Origin of the sequence: Oribacterium sp. P6A1 (genome assembly GCF_000702885.1) — a bacterium.
GTDB lineage: Bacteria > Bacillota > Clostridia > Lachnospirales > Lachnospiraceae > Oribacterium.
In genome coordinates this window covers 207,626-231,382 of the sequence record NZ_JNKO01000003.1, presented here as the reverse complement: position 1 = coordinate 231,382, position 23,757 = coordinate 207,626, and the positions used below count along the sequence as shown (strand labels likewise).

The following is a 23,757-nucleotide window of genomic DNA, read 5'->3' as shown; positions in this document are numbered from 1 at the left end:
TTTTTCGAACCTTATTCAGGTGACATGTATAGTTAAACGGGAGACTGATATTCTTTTGTAGGACAATCTAAAAAATCACCCGCAAAAGAAACAAGTTAAATCGTTCCATAGATGCCGCCTGCAAGTATAAAACAACTTAATATATGAAAAGGAGGAAGTAATGAAGAAATGTTTTAAAACAGGTTTATTGGGTACACTCGGTGTGATCACCGCTTTGAGCATCGCTGCCTGCGGTGTTACTGATGTGCCTGTAGCAGGATTAACTGAAGCGGCTGTCACAGAGACAGAAGCTGAAACCGAAAAGGAACCGGAAGAGTCAAAAACCGAAGAAACAGAAAAAGATACAAATGAGGGTTCAAAGACACAGGGCGAAGAGGACGCCGAAGACAGTAAGAACGATCTGGACTCAATAAAAGAAAGTAAAACCGGCGAAAAAACTGATAAAGACTCTGACAACCCTATAGTAAGAGCCATAGCGGAAGGTGAAAAGAAGAGTTACACCATGGATGATGTTGTGGGTAACTGGAAGTACGACAAGTACGACAATATGTATCTTTCATTATATGATAACGGAAAATACGAAATACATGATATAGAGAGCGGTGACGTGACTTCTGACGGCTCCTTCAAGCTTGAGGGAAATACCCTGGAGTTGTCTGAAACCGGTAAAGATCCTCAAAAGATAACTATATCCAGCAATGTTCGTCTTGTAGATGATGAAGGAGATCTTCTTACTCCATATATTCCTGAAAGCGAGCTCCAGAATGACACATCAGGGGATAAGACAACCAGATCCTACGGAAAGAATAGTGGTGACGATCTTACTTACACCTATCACGATAAAGACGGAAAATGGCAGATGAAATCTGCTTCTAGAGGCTGCTATTTGAAATACACTCCGGAGTTCTACGCAGATTACGGCGGTGATTTCTTATACGTATATGATGGAGATGAAGGCTATGTCACAGCAAGAAACGTAACAGATGTATATTATGATTATGCCGGAAGTGACGAGGATTTCGTTTATGAATATTCCTACGCAAGTCTTCTGGATGATTTCGAGTACTTCTACGGCGATGCTGATGATGTGGATAATATGACCTTAAAGTTATACCCCACAGATAAACATTTTTCCGAAACTTATGTAAATCTTATGAATTATGACCACGATATTCAGTGTGCCTCCACCATATTCCATTCTGAATTTAAAGACGGAACAGATTGTCTTATTATGATAAATAAGTTCTACAGATTCGGTGATAATGAATCAAAGGAAAATGTTAAGCCTGTAACTGCCGGAGGTTACAGAAAGAACTGATGCTCTTTACCTGATTAATTAATAATTGATAATTAATAATTTAACAATTTCTTCATGTTTTACTATTTTCTAATAATATAACATGCTATAATAAAAGAAATTTTTGGCGAAATATCTAAAAATGAAAAATATTACGGTATTCGCGAAATCTACCTTTTATTTCCAAGGAAATAATTATGAAATCAGGAGGGGAACAATGAAAAGAAGAGCATTAGTTGTAGGACTTGCTGCTTCCATGGCATTAACAGCTTGCGGAAGCACCAGCACACCTACCGCAACAACAGCTGCAGCAAAGGAGACAGAAGCAGCTACTGAGGCAGCTACCGAAGCTGCAACAACCGAGGCGGCACCGGAAGCCGGCGTAAGCGGAGAATTTGAAGGAACCGCTCCCGGAATGCAGGGTCCTGTTACTGTTAAGCTTACAGTAGAAGACGGAAAGATCACAAAGGTCGATCTCAAGGAAATCAGTGAGACAGAGTCTCTTACAACAGTTGCCAAGGAAAGAATTCCTGCTCAGATTGTTGAGCATCAGACAACAAAGGTTGACGCCGTAACAGGTGCTACACTTTGTTCAAACGCTATCATGAGCGCAGCAAGAAAGGCAGCTGAGGCAGCAGGTCTTGACCTCTCTGTACTTGATGCCAATGAGTGGCATGCAACAGCAGGTCAGGATGAGACTTACGATCAGGATGTAGTCGTAGTGGGCGGCGGCGGAGCAGGTCTTTCTGCAGCTATTTCAGCAGCACAGCAGGGTGCCAAGGTTACTCTTATCGAGAAAGGTTCTGTTCTCGGTGGTAACACAATGATGGCCGGTGGTGCATTTAACTGTGTAGACCCGGAAGCACAGTCAGAGCGTATAATGAGCGCAGCAGAGAAGAATACTCTTGATGAGTATCTCGCACTTAAGACAGATGACAAGGATCTTCATTTCGATCAGTTCCCTGAGTGGAAGGAAGTTCTTACAGAGCTTCAGGCAGACCTTACAAAGTTCTTTAAGGACAATGAAGGTAAGGAAGCCGGTAAGGATATGCCGGGATATGACTCTGTTGCTCTCCATATGTGGCACATCTATACAGGTGGTTTAAGAGAGATGAATGATGGAACATGGGTTGCATCAAACATCGACCTTGCAAGAAACCTTGCAGAGAATGCTCTTGATTCCTATGACTGGGCAGGTTCTCTCGGAATAGATACAGCAAGCCACAAAGGTGCCGGAGAAACTCTCGGAACAGTTCTCGGAGCTATGTGGCCAAGAACTCATAAATATCAGAACGGTGCTCCTCTTATCGAAGCCCTCAAGAAGGCTGCCGATAAGGAAGGCGTTACTATCTATACAGAGACAGCCGGTAAGTCACTTATCACAGATGCAGACGGAAAGATCGTAGGTGTAGAAGCTGAAAAGGCTGACGGCACAAAGGTTACTCTCAATGCTTCCAAGGGTGTAGTTCTTGCCTGCGGCGGATACTGTGCTAACCCTGCCATGGTTAAGAAGTACGATGAGTACTGGGGCGATGATCTCACAGACCACACACTTACAACAAACGTAGGAACCAATACCGGTGACGGTATCGTTATGGCCCAGGAGGTCGGAGCAGGTACAGTTGATCTCGGAGTTGCCCAGCTCATGCCTTCATCTTCACCTGTTAAGGGTACCATGACTGACGGTGTATGGGCAGATGCTTCAGAGCAGATCTGGATCGATGGAGACGGCAACCGTTTCGTAAACGAGTATGCAGAGCGTGACGTTCTTGCAAAGGCTTCTCTCGGTCTTGACAACGGTATCTTCTACATCATCTATGCAGGTTCTTCAAAGGACACAGGAAAGTGCGAAGGTGCTGATATAAAGGGAAATATGTTCGGAACAACTATCGAACATATGGTTGAGACAAACAATGTATGGTACGGCTCAACTCTTGCCGAGCTTGCTGAAGCCACAAAGACAGAAGCTGCCGGTGTTGCTCCTGCCTTTACAGAGGAAGCTCTTCGTGAGACTATCGAAAAGTACAACTCTTATGTTGAGAACCAGAAGGATCCTGATTTCGGAAAGGGCGTTCTGGCAGGTGAGATCGATCTTGAGGCCATCGAGAAGGATCCTAATGTAGGTATCGTTATCTCTCCAAGAAAAGCATCTCTCCATCACACAATGGGTGGTATCACCATCAACACAGACGGACAGGTTACTGATGCTGACGGAAAGACAATCGACGGTCTCTTCGCAGCAGGTGAGGTTACCGGAGGTGTTCACGGCGGAAACCGTCTCGGCGGAAACGCTATTGCAGACATCTTCACATACGGACGTACAGCCGGTGCTAATGTTGTAAAGCTCAGCAAATAATCAAACATTAAATAACGTAATACCCGAAGTGGATGGTACTTATAGGTACCGTCCACTTTTTTGCATAACTCCTATTCCAATAACGAATAAAGGACGTGGTTGACATGTCCTTTATACAAGTCTATAATCTCTTATATAAAGACGTGTTCAATGTGTCTTTTATCAATGTCTTTAACTCTGTGATACAGAACTGCTTCAGGGCATTCTCCACCGCCTTTGTTCTTGTCAGAGGAAAAAACATATAAACATCATCTGTGTCACATACTTGAATTCAATTCAGTTTCACAGTAATAACGGGCAGGAAAGGGGAGTATACATGTATTTACAGTCATTAACGGAAAAGCACAAGGACACCATCAGAACCTTATATTTTGACGACAGCATCCTGGCGCGTTTCTTCGGTCAGTCATCCACACACAACGATATACCCGGAGAGCTTTATTCAAAGTTCAACGTAAAAAAGGGCCTTCGTAATGAAGACGGCACCGGCGTACTCGTTGGTCTCACAAAAGTTTCCGACGTTGTTGGATATGTAAAGGATAAGGATGGAAAAGTAACTCCATGCGATGGTGATCTTCTTTACAGAGGCTACAGCATACATGACCTCATCAGTCACAGAAGAGATAATTACGGCTTCGAGGAAACCTGCTTTCTCCTTCTTTTCGGATTCCTCCCCAACAAGAATCAGCTGGCAAACTTCAAGGGCTGTCTTGCTGACAGATACTCCCTTCCTGACAACTTCCTGATAAATGAGATTCTGGGATCACCTTCTCTTAATCTCATGAACCGTTTACAGGCACTGACACTTCAGCTTTACAACTATGATGACGACCCGGACAACACCGACGTTTACGAGACCCTGAGAAAAGGGCTCAATCTCATTGCAAAGCTTCCTGTACTTGCCTGCTACGCATACCAGTCAAAGCTTCATAAGGTATATCATGATTCACTGATCATGCACTATCCGAAACAGGACTATTCCATCGCAGAGAACATCCTTCTCATGCTGAGACCTGACGGACAGTTCACCAAAAAGGAAGCAAACCTTCTGGATGCCCTCCTTGTGATCCATGCAGATCACGGCGGAGGAAATAACTCCACCTTCACAGATGTTGTGGTAGGTTCAACAGGAACCGATCTCTATTCGGCCATCTGTGCAAGCCTCGGAGCCCTGAAAGGTCCGAGACATGGCGGTGCCAATATCTCTGTTCATAAGATGATGGAGGAAGTGAAGACTATCACAGGCATGAATTGCGATAAGGGCAAGATTAGAAAAGTTATAATGGATATTCTTGACGGAAAGCTATACGATCATTCAGGTCTTCTGTATGGTTTCGGACATGCGGTATATACATTGTCAGATCCCCGTGCCGAAATCCTGAGAGAGCTCTGCAGAAATCTCGCTCAGGAAAAGGGCATGCTCAGTACCTTCAATTTCTATAAGATGTTTGAGGATACCGCCCATGAAGTGCTTATGGAGAAAAAGAAAAAGCCCCTACCCACCAATGTTGACTTTTATTCGGGACTTGCCTACAGCATGCTGGGAATCCCGGACGAGCTTTACACACCTCTTTTTGCCATAGCAAGAGTTTCGGGATGGGTTTCCCACAACATGGAGAACAAGATGTATGACGGACGTATCATGCGCCCGGCCACAAAATATGTGGGAGAGATGCATGATTTCGTGGATATGGACAGCAGAAGCTGAAAAAGCCCTACCAGTTACCGATGAAAAATATGCCTTCCGGTAAAAAATGTGCCAACACAATTAAAGATTTCTACCAAAAAAAGTGACGCTCAACACAAAGCGCCACTTTTTTATTATAAGAGATTCAGCTTCTTACAAGGCTGAAGATTGTATCCAAAAAAGCACATTCCTATACCTTAGGTGATCATCCCTTCATATATGATACATTTTTTGACCCCATTAAATTTTAAAAGAATGAAAATACGTAGGTTTACAAAATTAAAATTCAGTGTGAATGACATAACGTGTTATACGCCATCCTTAAAAAAGTTCTTAAATTAATTGTTGAAATGTATAAGAAGGCATAATAAAATGCACAGGCGCTTTTGCGCAGAGGGTAGTAGTTTTAATAGAAAAAAGAGAATAGGATTAGTATGAAAAAAAGATTTATCAAAGGACTTAGTGTGGCCACAGCAGTATGTTTATCTATGACTGCACCTGTCAGCTCTTTAGCTAAAGAAGTAACTTCAGAGAACGAAGGATACGTTAATGGAGTAAGCAACACTTCTAATGATTCTGTAACAGATAGTGATGATTTAGATTATGCAGTTTCAAATCATAAGGAAGGTACTGTTAAAGAGAATAATTCTGCCATAGAAACAGAAGAAGGCGGAATATATGCTACTCATAACTCTACTGTAAATCAGACAGGCGATGTCAAGGCAAAAGACGAGGGCGTACGTGCTAATGAGAATTCAACTGTTAATGTAACAGGAAATATCAATGTTGAAAAAAGATCATCTGACTTAAATTCAACAGCTATTGAAGCAAGTGAAGGAAGTTCCGTTACTGTAAACGGAAATGTGAATTCTGAAGGAAATGGAATTCATAATGAAGGTTCATCTGTCACAGTTCACGGTTCAGTAAACGTTGAAGGAACTAATGCCGATGGAATAGTAGGTGTTATTTCAACAGATGCTTCAACAGCTATAGATAATGATCTCACTGTTCATAACAGCAATCCGGAACATGCCTATAGTTGTGGAATAAATGCCGATAGTGTGATTGCAGACAATTCGGAAATCTCTGTAAAGGGTGATATCAAGGTATCATCAGACAATACAAAAGAAGCCGATGCCGAAGGAATAGATGTTGTAAATCGTAAAGATAAGCACCTTCAGTATGAAAAATCTTCAACCAAGAATAGCTTCACCGGTAATGTTATAGTTTCAGCAGAAGGAAAAGATTGGGCTTATGCAACAGGATTATATGTAGCGTCAGAATCGAAAGAAAACTATGATGTAGTTCTCAACGGTGATATTAACGCTTCTGCCAAATCAGCTAATGAATCGAAAACTGACGATGCTAGTGCCACTGGTGTATCGGTGACTGCATATAATGGCGGAACCACATCTGTAACCTTAAATGGTGATATTACGGCTGAGGCTGAGTCATCAAATAAAGATTACTCCTCTGCCTCCGGTATAAGTGTTCATTATATAGATGATAAAAGCACTGTAAACATCACTGTCAAGGGTGATGTGTCAGGATCAAATGAAGGCGCTAGTGTATCTGCCAATGACGGTGAAGTAAACATAATCGTTGACGGAACTTTAAGCGGAGCAGACTCAGCAATTTATGTTCAGGAAATTGTTAATGGTCAAAGACGTTCAAATCACAGAGATTATTCTATGACCGGCGAGAATGGTAATTTAAACATTACCGTCTGGCAGTTAAAGAGTGATTCAGACCAGTTAGTATATGCACAGCGTCGTGAGTACAGGGACTCTGACGGAAACGGTACTAATTCAAGAACGGAACAGAAAGACAAAGAAGAAGTAATTCTCAAGAACATAAACTATATTATCCGTACTGATGAAGTATCTAATGGTACTATCATTTTATCAGGTACAACTTTAATGAATGGCTATAATACCGCTCACGAGTCTCAGGAAGTAATCATCAAGGTTGAAACTTCATCCGGATACAAGCTTGATGCTGTAAAGAATGGCAGCTCTACACTTACAAAGAATGCTGACGGAACATACACACTTGTAGTTCCAAGAGGAGGCGGTGTTGAGTTAAGCGCTGTTCTTTCTGCAATCAGAAATACATCCGATTCTTCAAGCGACAGCTCTGACAGTGGTTCAGGAAGCGGAGCCAACGGACTTTCCGGAAATGCCGGAAGTATAAACCAGTCCGAAAATACCATGACATCAGAAAGCGGTGCTTCCGTAAATACAACCATATCTGAGTCAAATGGAGTTAAATCATCAACAGCACAGATCACTATCGGTGATAAGACTGCTAATGTTGCTACTTCTGTAACATCTGCTAACGGTCAGAATACAACCCTTCGTTTTGTAAGCGGTGATATCGCAGGAGCTACCTTCAATGGAGTAGGAACAGTATCTGCTGATGGTGCTACAGTAACAACCATAAGTGGAGAAACATTTGCAGTAACAAGCGCACCTGTACTTGTTATTACTTCTGAAAACGGACAGTCTATGGGATGCTTCGTTGATCCTCAGACAGGCGCACCTGTAGCAACAGGAAAAACAGAAGTTTACTACCAGCTTGGTGAAGATGGACAGCTCCATGCTCACTGGGTAAATCCTCAGGGATTCTTCTATACAGGTACTGTTGAAATCAACGGACAGATGTTCACCTTCAATGAAGAAGGAATCATGGTCACAGCTTAATTCACAAAATCTGTAGATCATAGCAGGAGACAGTGACTAACCGCTGTCTTTCTCGCAACACCGTACTTAACCGTACGATATACGACACATTTAGGCTAAAAGAGGTGGTACTGTATTTAACAGCACCACCTTTTCCAGTATATTTAGAATTACTATACTCGATTTTACTTTATTTCTTATTTTTGATATATTCTTCCAGCTCTTTGGCAAACTCCTCTTCAGATTCACCTGTCCGTCTGGCTGCATCTGCGATGCTCAAACATCCATCATGAACCAATTCGCAAAAAGTTAGAATTCTTCCCTCGGTTATACCTTCATATCTACCTTGTTGCCTACCGATATTCTCAATATATTCCATAACCTTGCTCATAGTTCCCAGACCCCCTTCTGTTGATTTTAGAGATTTAACTTCTGCGCTTAATTTTGGAAATTTGGGATTAACAAATTCCCTCTTGGTGAATAATGGATTCTCAGCCATCAGACAGAACTCTTCATTACGAATATTTCATAAGACTGTAGAAATTTTAGAACTTTAAGAACTTTTAAGAATCTGATTGGCTGTTGTTTCTTTTTACAAGAATGATATCAGAGATATGACCACTTGCATATTGTCTATTTTACGACTATATACAAAGCTAAAATTGTTATGTAGAGCCTTATATGTTTTTCCTGTCACATATGATAATGATATGAACGTCATGGATTGTATTTATAAAATACAATATTGATTGTGTGAAAATCTTCAGTCTATTTTTATGAAATATTTACCCCTGTAACTTTATAAAGGTACAGAAAAACGTATACTTTCGAGATAAATATTTCAACAAATGTACATAACGTATTACGTCCAGCTCTTAAAAATCCCCTTAAATTAATCGTTGTAATATATATATATATATATTAAACTACTTTCGCTTTTTTGCGCAGATTATGTGATTTTTAACACTGTAAAGGGGAATGTTTCATCAGTTTTCTTATATTTAAATTCTAGTTTAGTATGATGATTTTGTTTTACTACCTATGCTTCTTACATCTACTTCTCCCGGGATACATCTTTTTTACGAAGGATACGTTTCAGATGAATCGTTGTGCGAGTTAAAAGTATACAGATCTAGTTTAAAGAGAAAAAGGATTAGTATGAAAAAACAATTAATTAAGGGAATTAGCTTTGCAACCGTAGTGTGCTTATCGATGTCAACACCTGCTAATGCCGCAAGCTGGTCGCTTGTGAACAACATCTGGAACTATACAGATGATTCCGGTGTTCTAACAAAGGGTTGGAGATGGATAGATTCCAATAACGACGGCATCTCCAAGTGTTATTACTTTGATACTGAGGGCAGAATGCTCGCGAGCTGCATGACACCTGATGAGTTCACTGTTAACGAATCCGGAGCCTGGACCAAGGAAGGTACAATCCAATACAAGGCAGGCGCATGGGCATCATGGCCAAATGAAAAGGGTGAGACAAAATGGTATTATCAGAACGCCGATGGAACATTCGTTACAAACGGATGGAGACTTTTGGACGGAAACCATGATGGTATCTCTGAGTACTACTACTTTGATGCCGCAGGACAGATGCTTGAAACAACACTGACACCTGATGGAAAAAGCGTAAATAACGATGGAAAGATGCTCGATGAGAACGGAAATATAGTAACCGTTGAGACTCCGAACACAAAGTCATTCGGGCTCAAGTCTACAGGAAACGCAGTCCTCGGAAGAGGTGGTTCATCGGGTGGCTCCTCAGGCGGTGGCGGAGGCTCATCATCTGGCGGTGGTTCATCAAGATCATCCAGTCATTCAAGCTCAAACAATAATTCAACAAACACGAGCCAAAGTAACGGCGGTGATACATCAGAACAAAAAATGGACGGAATGCGTCCCGTCATCGCTACAGAGGAACCTAGTAATTCATGTTATTACACAATAGCTGATTATCGTTACGGTTCTTCTATGAGTGATCTGGTATCAGACAAAGAACAGTCTGCCGTTGATAAAAAGATCAAGAATTTTGTCGATAAGTACATCAAGGGAAGTGAAAGCGATTTTCTCAAGGTAGAACTAATTGTAGCTTATCTCACAAAGAATGTATCTTATGATTGCGATGATGATGGTTCATCAACAAAATTCAAAACAGCCTATGAAGCTCTCTGCAAGGGCAAGGCTCAGTGCATGGGATATGCTGACGCATTCCTTCAGATGGCCACAGCTGTAGGTTTAGATGCCCGTTATGTTTACAGTGACATCAATGCCTTTGACAATTCATTACATGTATACAATCTTGTACGTGTGGAAGGAGAATGGCTTATAGTGGACCCAACTAACGCATTTAATTGGGGAGATTATTCTGAACTATCTAATAATTGTGTGCTTATGAGTGAATCAGACCTTGATGAATATGGTTACATCTCGTCAGCTCCTATTGAGGTGTGTTATGGTACTCCTGAAACACGATTTGCCTATGATGGGCCAAATATGATCCGAGGAGACGAGATACAGACTGCAGACGGAAAGCCTGATATTTCAAATTATCCGGATATGATATCATACCTAAATAAACTGTATTGTACATATACCAGTTGCACAAATGAAGCAAATGATACTCTTTGCTATACCGGCACTGATGATCAAACAGCTGCTGACAGAATCGTTAAAAAACTTCTCAGCTATGTTGGCACTGACAAAAGATTGGCAATCCTTTGGGATAGGACAACCTACGATGAGGCCATGAAAAAAGCTCATGAAATAGTGAAAATAATCCATGATGAAGGGTATGAGGTAGTAATACCATATGGTGCAGAATATGTATTAGATGAGCAAGATGTATTCAATTATGATAGTTGGGAGCTTGAGTGTATCGAATATACCCATCGTTCCTTCTGGCAGATAAAAGAAATCTCCGAAGCTGTACCTGAAGAGACCGAAGAAGTTGTAGAGCAGCATGAGGAAGTTTCTGAAAATGACACAAACAACGAAGAAGTTGTAGAGGCAGAGAACAGTATCGATACTGATGATGGCAATGACACTACTTCGGATGATGCTGAGTCAGACAATGCTGAAACAGATGATACTTCATCTATCGAAGAATCAGAAGGAGAAGGAACTTCCAATGATTCTGATGACGAAGCAAATCAGGAAGATGCTAATGAAACGACTGATATAGAGAATACTTCAGGCGAAGAATCAGAAAATTCCAATCATGAATCTTCAAACAGTAATGATGATACTGCAAACAATGATGATGTAACATCGAATGATAACTCATCAAACGAAAACTCTGACAATGAGTCAAATAATTCAAATGGCTAAACATGCAGAAAATATCGTAAGTATCTATTCTTCGAAGTAAAGGTGATTAATTTAATTCGCAGAAAGCCATAAATCCTCTTTATCATAAGAACTTAAATATACAAAAAAACAGGATTTCCGGAGAGACTATGTAAAGCCAAAGCCATTCGGAAATCCTCCTATATTAAATAGTTATTTATCGATTTCGAAACATACCATGGGGTTTTTCCCGGACTGATAGTGAAATGGAGATAGTATGAAAATAAAGAAACTTCTATCAATGACATTGATTCTGACATTAATATTCTGCTCAGCTTCTTTAGCTAAAACAAAATCAAAAAATAATTATAAAGCCGATAAAAATAAACCTAAATCACAGGTTGTAGCTTCCGGAGTGGATTTTATCAATAATTCAAATACTACCGGAGGAATAACAATGACTTCAGCCACAAATTCTTCAGCCATTGCTGAATACAGGAAGGTTTTATTAAACAATACGTGGAATTCTTTAAGAAAAAAAGCTGATAACTTTGCCGTGATCGATATGAATCAGGATGGAATACCTGAAGTATTCGTTGGATGTCATGACGGTATTAATTATATAACTGCATTGATGAGCTATTCTGATACGGGTTTAGAAATCTTTAATCCGGGAGGATGGGAAGATTGTAATACCGAAATGTTTGTGGCTGTAAATCCATATGATGGACGTATCGTGACTGAACGAAAAAGAGGAAAGGATACTAAAACTCTTTATAAGTTTGATGGAAAAACACTTAACGAGTTTGATATCATTCATTACAATTCAACCGAAGCAGAGATACTTCAAGCAGCACAAACAAGCTTTAATAATTTAGCTTATCTGTATTTTGTAGATATGACTCTGGAAAATATAGACACCTACCTGTCAGGAGATGGAAAAGAAACCGGTATTTTAGAGCCATGGAATCTGCTTACATATAATTATTAAATTCCATAACCTTTGATGATTATAATTTGAATAATATCGAAATTATAACATCTGCTATCTAAAAAAAATATAAACCGTAATTTCAAATGATTATATTAGCCAGAAATATTATAAATCATACAGGAGAAGGATCATGGTAAAACCTATTAAATATTTATTTACTGTAATGATTACAGCAAGCATGCTTTCAACAACAGCCTTTGCCGGTCAATGGATTAAAGAAGGAAAATGCTGGAGGTACAACAACGGCGACGGAACATACCCAACGTCAACATGGAAGTGGATAGATGGAGATAATGATGGTATGGCTGAATGCTATTATTTTGACGAAGATGGATTTCTTGTCACAAATGATGATATTCCACATTGTGGCTACACTATAAACGAAAATGGCGCAAGAGTGTCATGGGATTCAAAAGAAGTTATTTCCGTTCATGTAGATACAGATACTATAGATACAATATCCGGAAAATATGTGTGCACATATGCATACGGCTTGTCAGGTAAGGGTGGTTCATTCATCCCTGATGAAGGTGTCATGTATGCTTACTTACATAAAAATGATGAATCAAATCTTACTGTGACTATCTATAATATGACTGAAAAGCTTTTTAGATGTGGTGAAAACAGCTATGACACCCCTGGTGGTGATGGTTTGTTCATTGAAATTGAACCTGATGGCACCGTCGTTGTAACAGCTGGCTTAGACACTTACTACTATACGAAATACGATTAACTCTTTTGATGAAACTCCTCACTTAAATAAAGTTGTCAGAACATCCAATTAAGAATACTAAGGGTATTGTTTCAACAAGTACTACTCTTAAATGGATTTAGAATTAGGACATAATAGTAGAGAACAAGAATATCATTGCTTTACATATTATTAAAATAATTTCAGATAACCTATTTTATTAAAAACATAGAAAGTGGAAACGAAGGAAGTAGCCATGAAAAAATATTTAAAATCATTATGCGCCGCAATCGGTGTAATGAGCATTATGTCATCGACAGCGCTTGCAGGGCAGTGGGTTCAAATTGGACGCAATTGGCAGTATGACGAAGGAAATGGTTCATATCTTGAGAATACTTGGTCATGGATAGATGGAAACAATGACGGTATTGCCGAGTGTTATTACTTTGATGAGTACGGGGATTGTCTCAGGAGCACCACAACTCCTGATGGATACTATGTAAACTCTGATGGCGCCTGGGTATATAACGGAATTCTTCAGACAAAGAATGTTCAGGTAGAGAATACAGATACCATATCCGGATACTATTCATTTAAATCCGACTATGACCATGTCTATAAACATTATAATTATACTACAGACACTTCATTATTATTTATACATTTACAGAAGATTAATGACCGTACAATCATTATGACTGATACTAATGAAAACTACACATTAATCAAAAACGACAAAGGTTATTATCTAATGGATAAAGGTGAATTGAGCCTAGAAATCATAGATATGAACACCATTTCTTTAAGCAGTGCTGATACAACAATTTATTACTTTAAATGCTGATTGTATATATACCATATAAAATAAGAACCTTATCCTATAAGAAAAAGAGGATTTATCAGTCCGACTGTGGAATACAGCTATAGCAATGATTTTGCTTCTCTGATTCTTAATTTTGGAACCTGCTATCTTATCAGGAAAGGTCGGTACGAGCAAGAGGAATCAAATCAATCACAAAATGAGAATACTCAATCTGACACCAATAGCAGTACTGATCTTAATAAGGCATTGGCTCTTTTTATGTTCGATAGTCTGAATGAAATCACCGAGGAAAAACTGAAGCGTCAAAGAAATATTCTTATTAAAGCTTTTCATCCTGATAACGCTTTATCCGATGATGAATATTCTAAAAAGATCAACAATGCTTATTCTATATTGCTTGAAGCCATAAAAGCAGCCTGATTTTTTCAGGAAGATGCAAATTTACCGGGCGAGTACAACTGTCCCGGTAAAACATTAAAACTATTTATACAGTTGTGAATGGAAGTTTGAAACAGACTTTCAAACTAATTTGATGAGGCAGATGCGGGCTCGTGTCTGAACACTAGAGGTAAATCATCATGAAGAAAACTATAAAAATATTATTTTCCACCGTAATGGCAATGAGTATTCTTGCAGTAACTACTTTTGCCGGAGAGTGGGTTACAGACTCATACGGTCGTTGGTATAACAATGGCGATGGAACATACCCGACGGCATCATGGCAATGGATTGATGAAAACAATGACGGCATTGCAGAATGTTACTACTTTGATGAAGATGGATATAACCTTAGATGCACCACAACACCTGATGGGTACTATGTTAATTCATCTGGCGCATGGGTTAAGGATGACGTTGTTCAAACAAAAACAGTTGATGATAAAGAATCAGCTCAGGTTAAAGACAATTCTGAAATTAATCGTAAAGTTCTGGAAGAGTATAAACATATGTTATACAAAGATCCGGACCTCGTGCCATACGCCGGGACAAATAGAGAATTTTACTTTGGAGTGATAGATGTAGACAGGGATGGTATTTATGAGCTTAATTTATATACCCCCGGTAATGGTAATGCAAATATGAACGGCTTTCTTCTCTACTACAATGAAGTATCTCAGAGCGTGAAAAAGGTTGAGAAGTTCTATGATCCCCTTTATATCTTGCCTAATAACCAATTCTTTACCTTTTATTCTCATATGGGGTTGGATTTTCATGTATTTTCCAAAGTGAACGGTGATTGGATTAAGACTGAGTCGCTATTCGGTTATCAAAGCATAAAAGATATTGATGACAATATGAAAATTGAAGCCTATAGCAATGTAGCCACTGGCAGAGATGATATGGTCGAACTGACACAATCCAATATAAAAAAGTACCTTTCAGGAGATGGAATATCCACAGAAACTACTGATGTTAATGAATTAAAAGAATTGATAGTATTACTTTATGAATATTTGTATGAATTATGGAATTGATTCTTTGTAAAATGGAGAATGAAACATGAAAAGATATATAAAAATATTATTCGCCACAATCGGAGCAATTAGCATTATGTCATCTACAGCTCTCGCAGGACAGTGGGTGGAAAATGGCGGAAATTGGTTTTACATGACCGATGATGGAAACTATGCCAAGAATACATGGCTCTGGTTGGATGAGAACCATGACACAAAAGCAGAGCTGTATCACTTTGATACCAACGGAGTTATGGCACGATCAACTGTCATACAAGTGGGGAGTGGAAATGATTATATGCTTGTAAATATTGATGACAACGGAGCCGCCATAGGCTGTACTTTTGTTGAGGATTCGACGATAGATAATTTAACTTTTTGTGACTATAGATTTCCTACAAGCTATTCTGTCAAACTTGATTCTAACGGAAGTTATGTTTATTCCTTAGATGTAGATCACTATGATTTCAAGGAAATAAAGGACGCTGAATTTAATGATTACTTAAATGATTGTCCGATAAAAAAATCAAATGATTGTTATTCAGCCGAGATATCTCTGTCTGTCTTCCATGGTGGTACTTTTGCTTGTTTGCAGTGTTTTAACTGTTCTATAAAGACTACTGCTAAGTTTGCCAAGAATTGCAAAGTGAGATTGTATGATAACGAAGAGGTTATTTCTATTTCGGACTATTTAAAGAAAAACGATATGTATTCTAATTGGTTAGAAGTCTATTCTGTAGACGATGATGGTTACATTACTGACTGCATGATATATGGTGCAGGATAAGTCATTTTCTCTGAGGAGAAAGATTCTCGTGGCATGAGATAAGCTTTTTAACTTCCGGTTTGTCTTCTGAATACAGTGTGGAGTCCTGAGCCTATGGATAGAATTTATCTTCAGTCTCTCCTTGGAGAGTATGGTGTGTAAAATAATATTCTCAGTTTCAAAAAGTGGCACCATTGTGGCGCCACTTTTTTGATTGAATCGAATTCTATTTCTTTAATATATGCTAAATCTTTATTCTGATTTCTTGTTTTTGATATATTCTTCCAGCTCTTTGGCAAATTCTTCTTCAGATTCACCGGCTCGTCTGGCTGCATCTGCGATACTCAAACATCCATCATGAACCAATTCGCAAAAAGTAAGAATTCTTCCTCGTGCTATACCTTGTTGCCTGCCGATATTCTCAATGTATTCCATAACCTTGCTCATAGTTCCCAGACCTCCTTCTATTGATTTTAGAGATTTAACCTCTGCACTTAATTTTGGAAATTTTGGATTAACAAACTCCCTCTTGGTGAAACAGGACATAAGCTCTGCTATATCCGTTCCATCATCCACAGCAGTATTGACATAAATCTGCTTAGTTCCGTCATCAATTATCTGACCGGTTTCCGCAATCACTTTATTCACATGATATATGGTAAGACCTTCTCCTACAACATCAAACTCCGATATATATACCATCTGTACATCCGGTATATCTTTAAATTCCGACCCAGGTTGGGAATCCTTCACCGTTATACTTGCTTCATTAAATCGGACTCGCCTGAAATGATCATCATTATCGGATCTTTGGACTTCCACATTAACTCTGGTTTTATCCTGAAGGATGCACAATGCATCAAGTCTTACAGATCTCCCATATATATTTCTCTCATCACTCTGAACTATGACATCCAGAACGATAAGTTCCTTATCCTCCATGATGGTCCTGAGTATTTCCTGCATCACTTCAGGATTCCTGGCTAATACCTCAAAGAAGACATCATCTATTGGACGAAGATTCTGTACTATGGCTTTTTTCTCTTCAATTGTTAATTCCGGCATATTTATATACACCCTTTCTGAATAATGGATTCTCAGCCATCAGACAGAACTCTTCATTACGAATATATCATACGATAGTAGAAATGTTAGAACTTTAAGAACTTTTAAGAATCTGATTGGCTGTTGTTTCTTTGTACAAGAATGATATCAGAGATATGACCACTTGCATATTGTCTATTTTACGACTAGATACAAGCAGAACTATTCCAAAGACCCGGTTCCCGAGACGGCTGTTAAACCATTCATCAGATGATACCGTCTTATCCCTTACAAAGCACACATTAGCTGGGCAGCCCAGGCCGCCCGCCAGCGTATTTTGGATATGACAGTTGAGAATATCCGGGCTTTCATGGAAGGAAAGCCCGTTAATATGGTCAATTCATAAAAATCTCTTTAAGTATCTATAATCTTACATTTGTCACGGCATTTTTATCAGTTCAAATGATAATACTGCAGCTTTCTCCAGAGGGTAGTGGTGCTGATACCAAGCTGCTTTGCCGTGGCTTTTTTATTTCCGTTATTCTGTCTTAGACATGCAACAATAAGATCCCTGTATATATCATTGCTTTCAGGAATATTAGGAAGGAGAGATGGCTGAATCGGTTCGCCCTTGCTGTCACCCTTGTGAGACGTTGATGATAAATCCTGATTGCCGGAGCCGGAAGCTGCAGGATTTCCAAAGGCTTCAATGTAGTTGACATTATCCTCTGAATCAGCATCTGTACGATCGTAGATGCCGGAATCCTTTTCATATAATTCTGAAAACAGCTCTTTAACATAGGCTGTATGTATCACCTGCTTCGGGGCTGTAAGAAGCATCCTCTCACAGAATGCAGAGAGCTGAAGAATGTTGCTGTCCCATGGATAGTTCAATATTGTATTCCACGCATTTTCCGTAAGAGTATGTTTCGACCCGTACTTTCTGTCATAATCGTTAAAATAAAATTCCAGCATGTTCCTTATATCGGAAGGCCTTGATTTCAGCTTGGGAATTCTGACACGCAAAGCCCTCAGTGTAAAAAGAAGGTCCGACCTGAAAAGAAACTGATTTCTCAGCTCTGTAAGATTTTTGGATGTAGTGCAGATAAAACGGACATCCACATATCTGTATTGGGAAACATTGACCTGATTCATGACACGTTTCGTCCTTAGAACTCTTGCAAGCTGTGACTGCATGGGGAGGGTGAGCTTGTCAATGCCCTGGATCATCAGTGTTCCGTGATTACAATCGAGTATCGCTCCCTGAAGTCCACGTTTAGGATCACCGAACAGTACATGCTTCTGTTCCTCGTTTGTGGTACCCGAAAGAGAAATGACTGCATAGGGTTTACCTTTTCTGTCACTTCCGTTATGAATGGCCTGTGCCAGCATCTCAAGCTCAGGGCCGGCACTGGCTTCAATGAGCACAGGGCTGTCGGATTTCGCATACATCCTTGCCTTCTGAATCTCCGGTCTCAGATCCACAAAAAGTTCTTCCATCATATCAAAGGTCGCCACTGCAGGGTCGCCATGCAGCAGCACCATCTCACTTGTCTTATATTCCATAATGATCTCCATTCCGCCGTTCCCTTGGCGGAGCAAACAGTAATGAAAAATGCTTACATTTCTCATGTGCAATATTCCTTATGCGACCATTTCATTTTGAAATGATTGAGGGATTTTTGCAAGATGAAATATATTTTATTATGAAATACTTGTTGATGTTGCACATTATTTGTCCTCTGTTTTAGGCATTATTTTGTAGAACGTCCAAATCCCCTCCGCTATACTTCTGCTAAATGAAAGTTCGAAAGAAATCTTTCAAGCTTATCCGGTGGGTAAGATAGAAGTTCGGATTAATCCGACTCGGATCTGCCCATGGAGTGATAATGATTCATTCAGGAGGACCTATGGTTACATTTGATTACGAAGATAAGATCAAATTCACAAAAGCTGTCTTCTATAATTTCCGTCCGATACCATTACCGAAACCCTTTCAGGATGGCACAGGCGGATTCGGACAGTTCATACCCGAACAGGGTTATCTGGAGCTGTCCGATCAGGAGGGGATGACCGCACATTACACAGTCTCACGTTCATTTGTAAATGAAATGCTCCCAAAGCTTTTGAACGGAGAATGCAAAAGCTATAACGAATGGAGAAATGATCTTTACTGGAAGATAAGAAATTCCGGATTTCAATCCGGCCAGGCTGTCAATGTGGGAACAGTTGATCTTATGATGCTTGATATTCTTGCACAAAGAGAAAACAAACCCATTCACCGCTTTCTCGGAGCCGAAAAGGACTGGGCTTCAGCCTACAAAGGCGGCGGTTCCATTCTTTTATCGGACGAAGAGCTGGTGGAAGAGATGTGCCGTTACGTTTCAGAAGGCTTCACCACAGTGAAATTCAAGGTGGGAAGTGATAAGGGTCAAAACATGGAAAGGGATCTCAGACGTATAGAAAAGGTCCGTAAAGCCATAGGTCCCGGGATAGGTCTTGCTGTAGACGCCAATCAGCGCTGGTCTGTAGCGGATGCAGTGAAATTCGCAAAGATGGCTGAGCCCTATGACCTTGAATGGTTTGAGGAACCGATACACTCCTCTGATTTTAACGGTCTTAAAGAGATGAAGGAAATGGGTGTGAAGCAGAAGCTTTCCGCCGGAGAATCCATGAGGATTTCCTATATGTATGAAATTTATCTGGAAAAGGGAGTGGATATACTCCAACCTTCTCTTGGACGAATGACCCGTATAGATGATCTTTTGAAGATTAGGGATCTGTGCAGGAAACAGGGCAGGGAATTCCAATCAGGTGGACGCACAGCCTACAATGCTTACTTCGGCTGCCTATATGATGAAAACGAGAGAATAGAGTTCCACGCTCCCATATCAGAACCTGTACATGAGCTGATGCTGAACGTTCCTGAAATACATGACGGTAAATGCTTCGTCAGAACAGATATCCCGGGTATCCCCGTGAGAATGGATCTCGCGAAGCTGGAAACTCTTGGATATCTTGAATCAAAAACCATATATCAGGCATAGATATCAAACTCAGACATCAGGCTCAGATATCATCCATATCAGTATGAAGGATATGTAACCGGCTTAAATAAAAAGTATATACCTGAATGAATATGACTCTACTACATCTGAGGAAGTATCCGGTGTAAGCATTGTAAAAACTACAAAAGCTGATTCAATGAGAGAATTATCACATTCCGGTCTGTAAATCAAAATCAAGGCGAAAGCGCCTTCTATAAAGGAGAAAAACGATGAAGAAAACAATAGCCATGCTGCTCGCATCATCTATGATGCTGTCATTCACAGCCTGCGGAAGCAGCACAACACCAAATTCAACAACAGAAGCAAAGTCTGCCACTGAGGCAAAGACAGAAGCTGCGAAAGAAGAAACCAAGTCAGAAGAAAGCAGTACCGATGGCAGTGCAAAGAGCGAAGACAGTGCTCCGGCAGGAGAAGCATTAACTCTTGAGTCCGCATCAGAAGCCGATATCGAAGGGGCTAAAGCCGACAACTGGGGATTCCCTTCAGGAACCATAACATGGGTAGTTCCCGGAAAAGCAGGCGGCGGATCAGACCTTGCAATCCGTTACCTCTCTGAAGCCATGACAAAGGACCTGGGCATCACAAACACAGTTACCAATTACGATTCCAACACCGTAGGTCATCAGACGGTTGCCAATGCTTCCCCTGACGGTTCCACCATCACCCTCGCCACAGCTGCCCTCAATGTTCAGTGGGTAACCGGAAACTCCGAAGTAAATCCCAAGGAGGATCTCACTCTTATAGCAGCCATGGATGACAACGGTTTCTCAGCTCTCTGCGCTCCGGCAAATGCCCCGTATGATACATTTTCAGAGATGATTGAATATGCAAAGGCCAATCCCGGAAAGCTCAATGCAGGTATGCCTTCATCAGGAAACAACACATTCCAGTTCGGTAAGATCCAGAAGTCTACCGGTGCAGTGTTCAACTCAGTAGAGGCTTCATCAGAATCAGACCGTCTCACAAATCTTGCGGGCGGATTCATTGACCTCGGATTTGTAGGTCTCGGAAATGCCCAGGAGTATGAGGCTGCAGGAAAGCTCAAGGTTCTTGCAACCATAGCAGGAGACGGTCTTAAGATCGAAGACTATCCATCAGAGACACCTCTCGGTGACAACTACAAGACCATGCAGGAGCAGGGCTTTGAGGATCTTTTCTGGAATGTTAAGCATTATGTTTACGGACCGGCCGGTATGGATGCCGCAAAGGTACAGGAGATAAATACAGCTATGTCAGTACTTCAGCAGAATGCTGACTGTCATGAGGGTCTTGTGGCAGTAGGTCATATTCCTGAGTGGCACAATGTTGAAGATTCAGTGAAGATTCGTGATGCTGAATATGATTCTGTAGTTGAAATAGCAGAGTACCTCAACATGAAGGTAAATGACTGAAATATAAAACCACTACTGTATAAACTACTGTTCAATGTTTTATATCGGAACATACAGATCTGTTCTGTCCGATCAGATATACTTTTTTTCTCTGACCGGACAGAACCAAATCTATATGGATATTCAATCAGAGGATGTTATGAAACTTAAAAGAGACACCAAGGCAGGTATTGCCGGAATTATCGCAGTATTACTGTTTTTAATTGAGACACAAAATATGACACAGCGCCCGAATCTTATAGAACCGGGGCCGAGAATGATGCCCTATGTGGGACTATTCCTGATACTTATAAGTTCCGTAATGCTTTTGATACGGGGACTTAAAAACAGGGACGAGGAGAAACCCTATTTTCCGGAGGGTGGTATAAAAAAAGTCATCATTGGCTTTTCCGAGGTTCTCCTGTACGGAATCCTCCTTACCTTATTCGGATTTTTACCAACTACTCCCTTCGCCATGTTTGCATTTGTGAATACCCTTAAGGGTACAGAGAAAGTTAAGTGGTGGCAGAATGCGCTTATCAGCATCATGGTAACCCTTTGTCTGTATGCCATGTTCGTTCTTGGTTTCAGAATTAAATTGCCTGCGGGAATACTGCTTAGATAAGGAGGACTGATAAAATGGAATACTATTTAAACGGACTCATGCTGTGTCTTCAGCCACTGAATCTCCTCCTGATAGCCGGAGTTTCCGTGGTGGGAATAATCTTCGGAGCCATCCCCGGGCTGTCAGCGACCCTCGGAATCTCATTGCTGCTTCCGGTGACCTTTGGTCTGTCTACTCAGACTTCTTTTATAGTGCTTTTGGCGATGTGGATAGGCGGCGTATCGGGAACCTTTATCTCTGCGGTTCTCATCGGTATCCCGGGTTCAAGCTCCTCAATAGCAACCTGCTTTGACGGCTATCCCATGACACTCAAAGGAGAAGCCTCCAAAGCCCTCGCTGTAGGTATGACCGCATCCTTCCTTGCCACTGTAGGTTCTGTTCTTATCGCCACAGTAGTCGCACCTGTTATCGCAGATCTGGCCCTTCTTCTCGGTCCGTGGGAATATTTCTCCCTTTGCTTTTGTGCCATCACACTGGTGGCAGCACTTTCCAAGGGAAATATCTGGAAGGGCATAATGGCTGCAGGTATAGGACTTTTCCTCGGCTGTGTGGGACTTGATCCCATAACCGGTGTTGCAAGATATACCTTCGGTAACCATTACCTCGATTCAGGTCTTTCAACAGTATGTCAGATGCTTGGTATGTTTGCCATTTGCCGTATCATTCTGGACTATGCAAAGGGTCAGGGAAAACTTCCGGAAGTACAGAAGTCAGATCTTCACGGATTCGGAATAGGTGTGAAGGATTTCGTGAAAAATTTCCCTACCATCATCCGTTCATTCCTGATAGGTCTCTGGATCGGATTCCTTCCCGGCATGGGCTCCGGAATATCGAACATGGTGGCCTATGGTCAGGCTCAGCAGGCAAGCAAGCACCCGGAGGAGTTCGGAAAGGGTACACCTGAAGGCGTCTGGGCCTCTGAGACTGCCAACAATGCTTCCCTCGGCGGTGCCATGATCCCCATGATGGCACTGGGAATTCCGGGAGACGGCATTACCGCAATGCTCATTGCAGGACTCACCATACACGGACTTCAGGCAGGACCTCTTTTCATGACAAACCAGCCGGATCTCTGCTATCTGATATTTGCATGTGTACTCATAAGCGCTATAGTAACCTTCATCATAGAGGCAGTTTTCAAGCGCTGGCTTCCCATGATACTTAAGGTACCCTACCACTTCCTCTACAGCGTCATACTGACCATATGCTTCATCGGTTCCTTCGGTGTTTCCAACACGGAATTCAATATCTTTGTGATGCTGGCATGGTCGGTACTTGCCATATTCCTGAATATCGAAGGCATTTCCCTGAGTCCTCTGGTACTTGCCTTCATACTTTCCGATGATCTGGAATCCTATTTCAGAAAGGGCGTAAGCTTTGCACACGGAAGCTATGCACCGTTCTTCACAAGACCTGTATCACTCATTTTCCTCCTGCTTGCCATTTTCTCCGTGGCATGGCCATATATAGCAGAAGCAAGAAAGAAGAGAGCAGCAAGGATTGAAGCGGCACTCTGAAAATGCACTCCTAAATACCCCTAAAATACACTTAAAGCCTGACTTTGCGGAGTCGGGCTTTTTGATGTACCATAGGTTAGGATCATGAAT

18 protein-coding genes are annotated in these 23,757 nt (G+C 40.9%); 15 read left to right on the top strand and 3 right to left on the bottom strand.

Features of this window, described 5'->3' with window-relative positions; all coding sequences use genetic code 11:
- The first annotated feature begins 160 nt into the window (after positions 1 to 160).
- The 4 genes from T515_RS03530 to T515_RS03515 all read left to right on the top strand — a co-directional run bounded on the left by T515_RS03530 (position 161) and on the right by T515_RS03515 (position 8,042).
- Entirely contained in the window at positions 161 to 1,318 is a 1,158-nt protein-coding gene (locus tag T515_RS03530; RefSeq protein WP_036607580.1) for a hypothetical protein, read from the top strand.
- Between the two features lie 196 nt (positions 1,319 to 1,514).
- Positions 1,515 to 3,653 (top strand): FAD-dependent oxidoreductase, encoded by a 2,139-nt coding sequence (locus T515_RS03525; RefSeq protein ID WP_036607578.1) that lies wholly within the window; start codon positions 1,515 to 1,517, stop codon positions 3,651 to 3,653.
- Positions 3,654 to 3,969: 316 nt separating this feature from the next.
- A complete protein-coding gene (locus T515_RS03520; RefSeq protein ID WP_051671399.1) occupies positions 3,970 to 5,361 on the top strand; it encodes a citrate synthase in 1,392 nt (463 codons plus the stop codon).
- A gap of 413 nt (positions 5,362 to 5,774) precedes the next feature.
- Entirely contained in the window at positions 5,775 to 8,042 is a 2,268-nt protein-coding gene (locus tag T515_RS03515; protein ID WP_036607576.1) for a hypothetical protein, read from the top strand.
- 169 nt (positions 8,043 to 8,211) lie between these two features.
- On the opposite strand, the gene T515_RS03510 is transcribed toward T515_RS03515, so the two are convergent.
- Positions 8,212 to 8,520 carry a hypothetical protein gene (locus tag T515_RS03510; RefSeq protein WP_036607573.1) on the bottom strand — a complete coding sequence of 103 codons (309 nt, stop codon included), beginning with the start codon at positions 8,518 to 8,520 and terminating at the stop codon, positions 8,212 to 8,214.
- Positions 8,521 to 9,179: 659 nt separating this feature from the next.
- Here T515_RS03510 and T515_RS16375 point away from each other — a divergent pair.
- The 7 genes from T515_RS16375 (at position 9,180) to T515_RS03475 (ending at position 16,064) form a co-directional block, all read left to right on the top strand.
- The gene (locus tag T515_RS16375; protein ID WP_155988248.1) at positions 9,180 to 11,357 is read left to right on the top strand and encodes a transglutaminase domain-containing protein; all 2,178 of its coding nucleotides are present in this window, start codon (positions 9,180 to 9,182) and stop codon (positions 11,355 to 11,357) included.
- Positions 11,358 to 11,592: 235 nt separating this feature from the next.
- Positions 11,593 to 12,306 (top strand): hypothetical protein, encoded by a 714-nt coding sequence (locus T515_RS03500; RefSeq protein ID WP_036607571.1) that lies wholly within the window; start codon positions 11,593 to 11,595, stop codon positions 12,304 to 12,306.
- Positions 12,307 to 12,439: 133 nt separating this feature from the next.
- Positions 12,440 to 13,042 carry a hypothetical protein gene (locus T515_RS16370; RefSeq protein WP_051671397.1) on the top strand — a complete coding sequence of 201 codons (603 nt, stop codon included), beginning with the start codon at positions 12,440 to 12,442 and terminating at the stop codon, positions 13,040 to 13,042.
- A 214-nt stretch (positions 13,043 to 13,256) separates the two neighbouring features.
- On the top strand, positions 13,257 to 13,844 hold the full coding sequence (locus T515_RS16365; protein ID WP_051671396.1) for a hypothetical protein: 588 nt from the start codon (positions 13,257 to 13,259) through the stop codon (positions 13,842 to 13,844).
- A 66-nt stretch (positions 13,845 to 13,910) separates the two neighbouring features.
- Positions 13,911 to 14,243 carry a hypothetical protein gene (locus T515_RS03485; RefSeq protein WP_036607569.1) on the top strand — a complete coding sequence of 111 codons (333 nt, stop codon included), beginning with the start codon at positions 13,911 to 13,913 and terminating at the stop codon, positions 14,241 to 14,243.
- 158 nt (positions 14,244 to 14,401) lie between these two features.
- On the top strand, positions 14,402 to 15,298 hold the full coding sequence (locus tag T515_RS16360) for a hypothetical protein (RefSeq protein WP_051671395.1): 897 nt from the start codon (positions 14,402 to 14,404) through the stop codon (positions 15,296 to 15,298).
- 25 nt (positions 15,299 to 15,323) lie between these two features.
- Positions 15,324 to 16,064, top strand: coding sequence for a hypothetical protein (locus T515_RS03475; protein WP_036607567.1), 741 nt, complete (start codon positions 15,324 to 15,326; stop codon positions 16,062 to 16,064).
- Between the two features lie 231 nt (positions 16,065 to 16,295).
- On the opposite strand, the gene T515_RS03470 is transcribed toward T515_RS03475, so the two are convergent.
- Together T515_RS03470 and T515_RS17550 are read right to left on the bottom strand one after the other, a co-directional pair.
- Positions 16,296 to 17,108, bottom strand: a complete 813-nt coding sequence (locus tag T515_RS03470) for a PD-(D/E)XK nuclease family transposase (protein ID WP_051671394.1) — start codon at positions 17,106 to 17,108, stop codon at positions 16,296 to 16,298.
- Positions 17,109 to 17,540: 432 nt separating this feature from the next.
- The gene (locus T515_RS17550) at positions 17,541 to 18,653 is read right to left on the bottom strand and encodes a sigma 54-interacting transcriptional regulator (RefSeq protein WP_051671393.1); all 1,113 of its coding nucleotides are present in this window, start codon (positions 18,651 to 18,653) and stop codon (positions 17,541 to 17,543) included.
- Between the two features lie 344 nt (positions 18,654 to 18,997).
- Between T515_RS17550 and T515_RS03460 the strand changes: the two genes are divergently transcribed.
- The 4 genes from T515_RS03460 to T515_RS03445 all read left to right on the top strand — a co-directional run bounded on the left by T515_RS03460 (position 18,998) and on the right by T515_RS03445 (position 23,667).
- Positions 18,998 to 20,134 carry an enolase C-terminal domain-like protein gene (locus T515_RS03460; protein ID WP_036607565.1) on the top strand — a complete coding sequence of 379 codons (1,137 nt, stop codon included), beginning with the start codon at positions 18,998 to 19,000 and terminating at the stop codon, positions 20,132 to 20,134.
- A 230-nt stretch (positions 20,135 to 20,364) separates the two neighbouring features.
- A complete protein-coding gene (locus T515_RS03455) occupies positions 20,365 to 21,546 on the top strand; it encodes a tripartite tricarboxylate transporter substrate binding protein (protein WP_036607563.1) in 1,182 nt (393 codons plus the stop codon).
- A gap of 139 nt (positions 21,547 to 21,685) precedes the next feature.
- Entirely contained in the window at positions 21,686 to 22,150 is a 465-nt protein-coding gene (locus tag T515_RS03450) for a tripartite tricarboxylate transporter TctB family protein (protein WP_197026388.1), read from the top strand.
- Positions 22,151 to 22,164: 14 nt separating this feature from the next.
- Positions 22,165 to 23,667 carry a tripartite tricarboxylate transporter permease gene (locus tag T515_RS03445; RefSeq protein ID WP_036607559.1) on the top strand — a complete coding sequence of 501 codons (1,503 nt, stop codon included), beginning with the start codon at positions 22,165 to 22,167 and terminating at the stop codon, positions 23,665 to 23,667.
- Positions 23,668 to 23,757 lie beyond the last annotated feature (90 nt).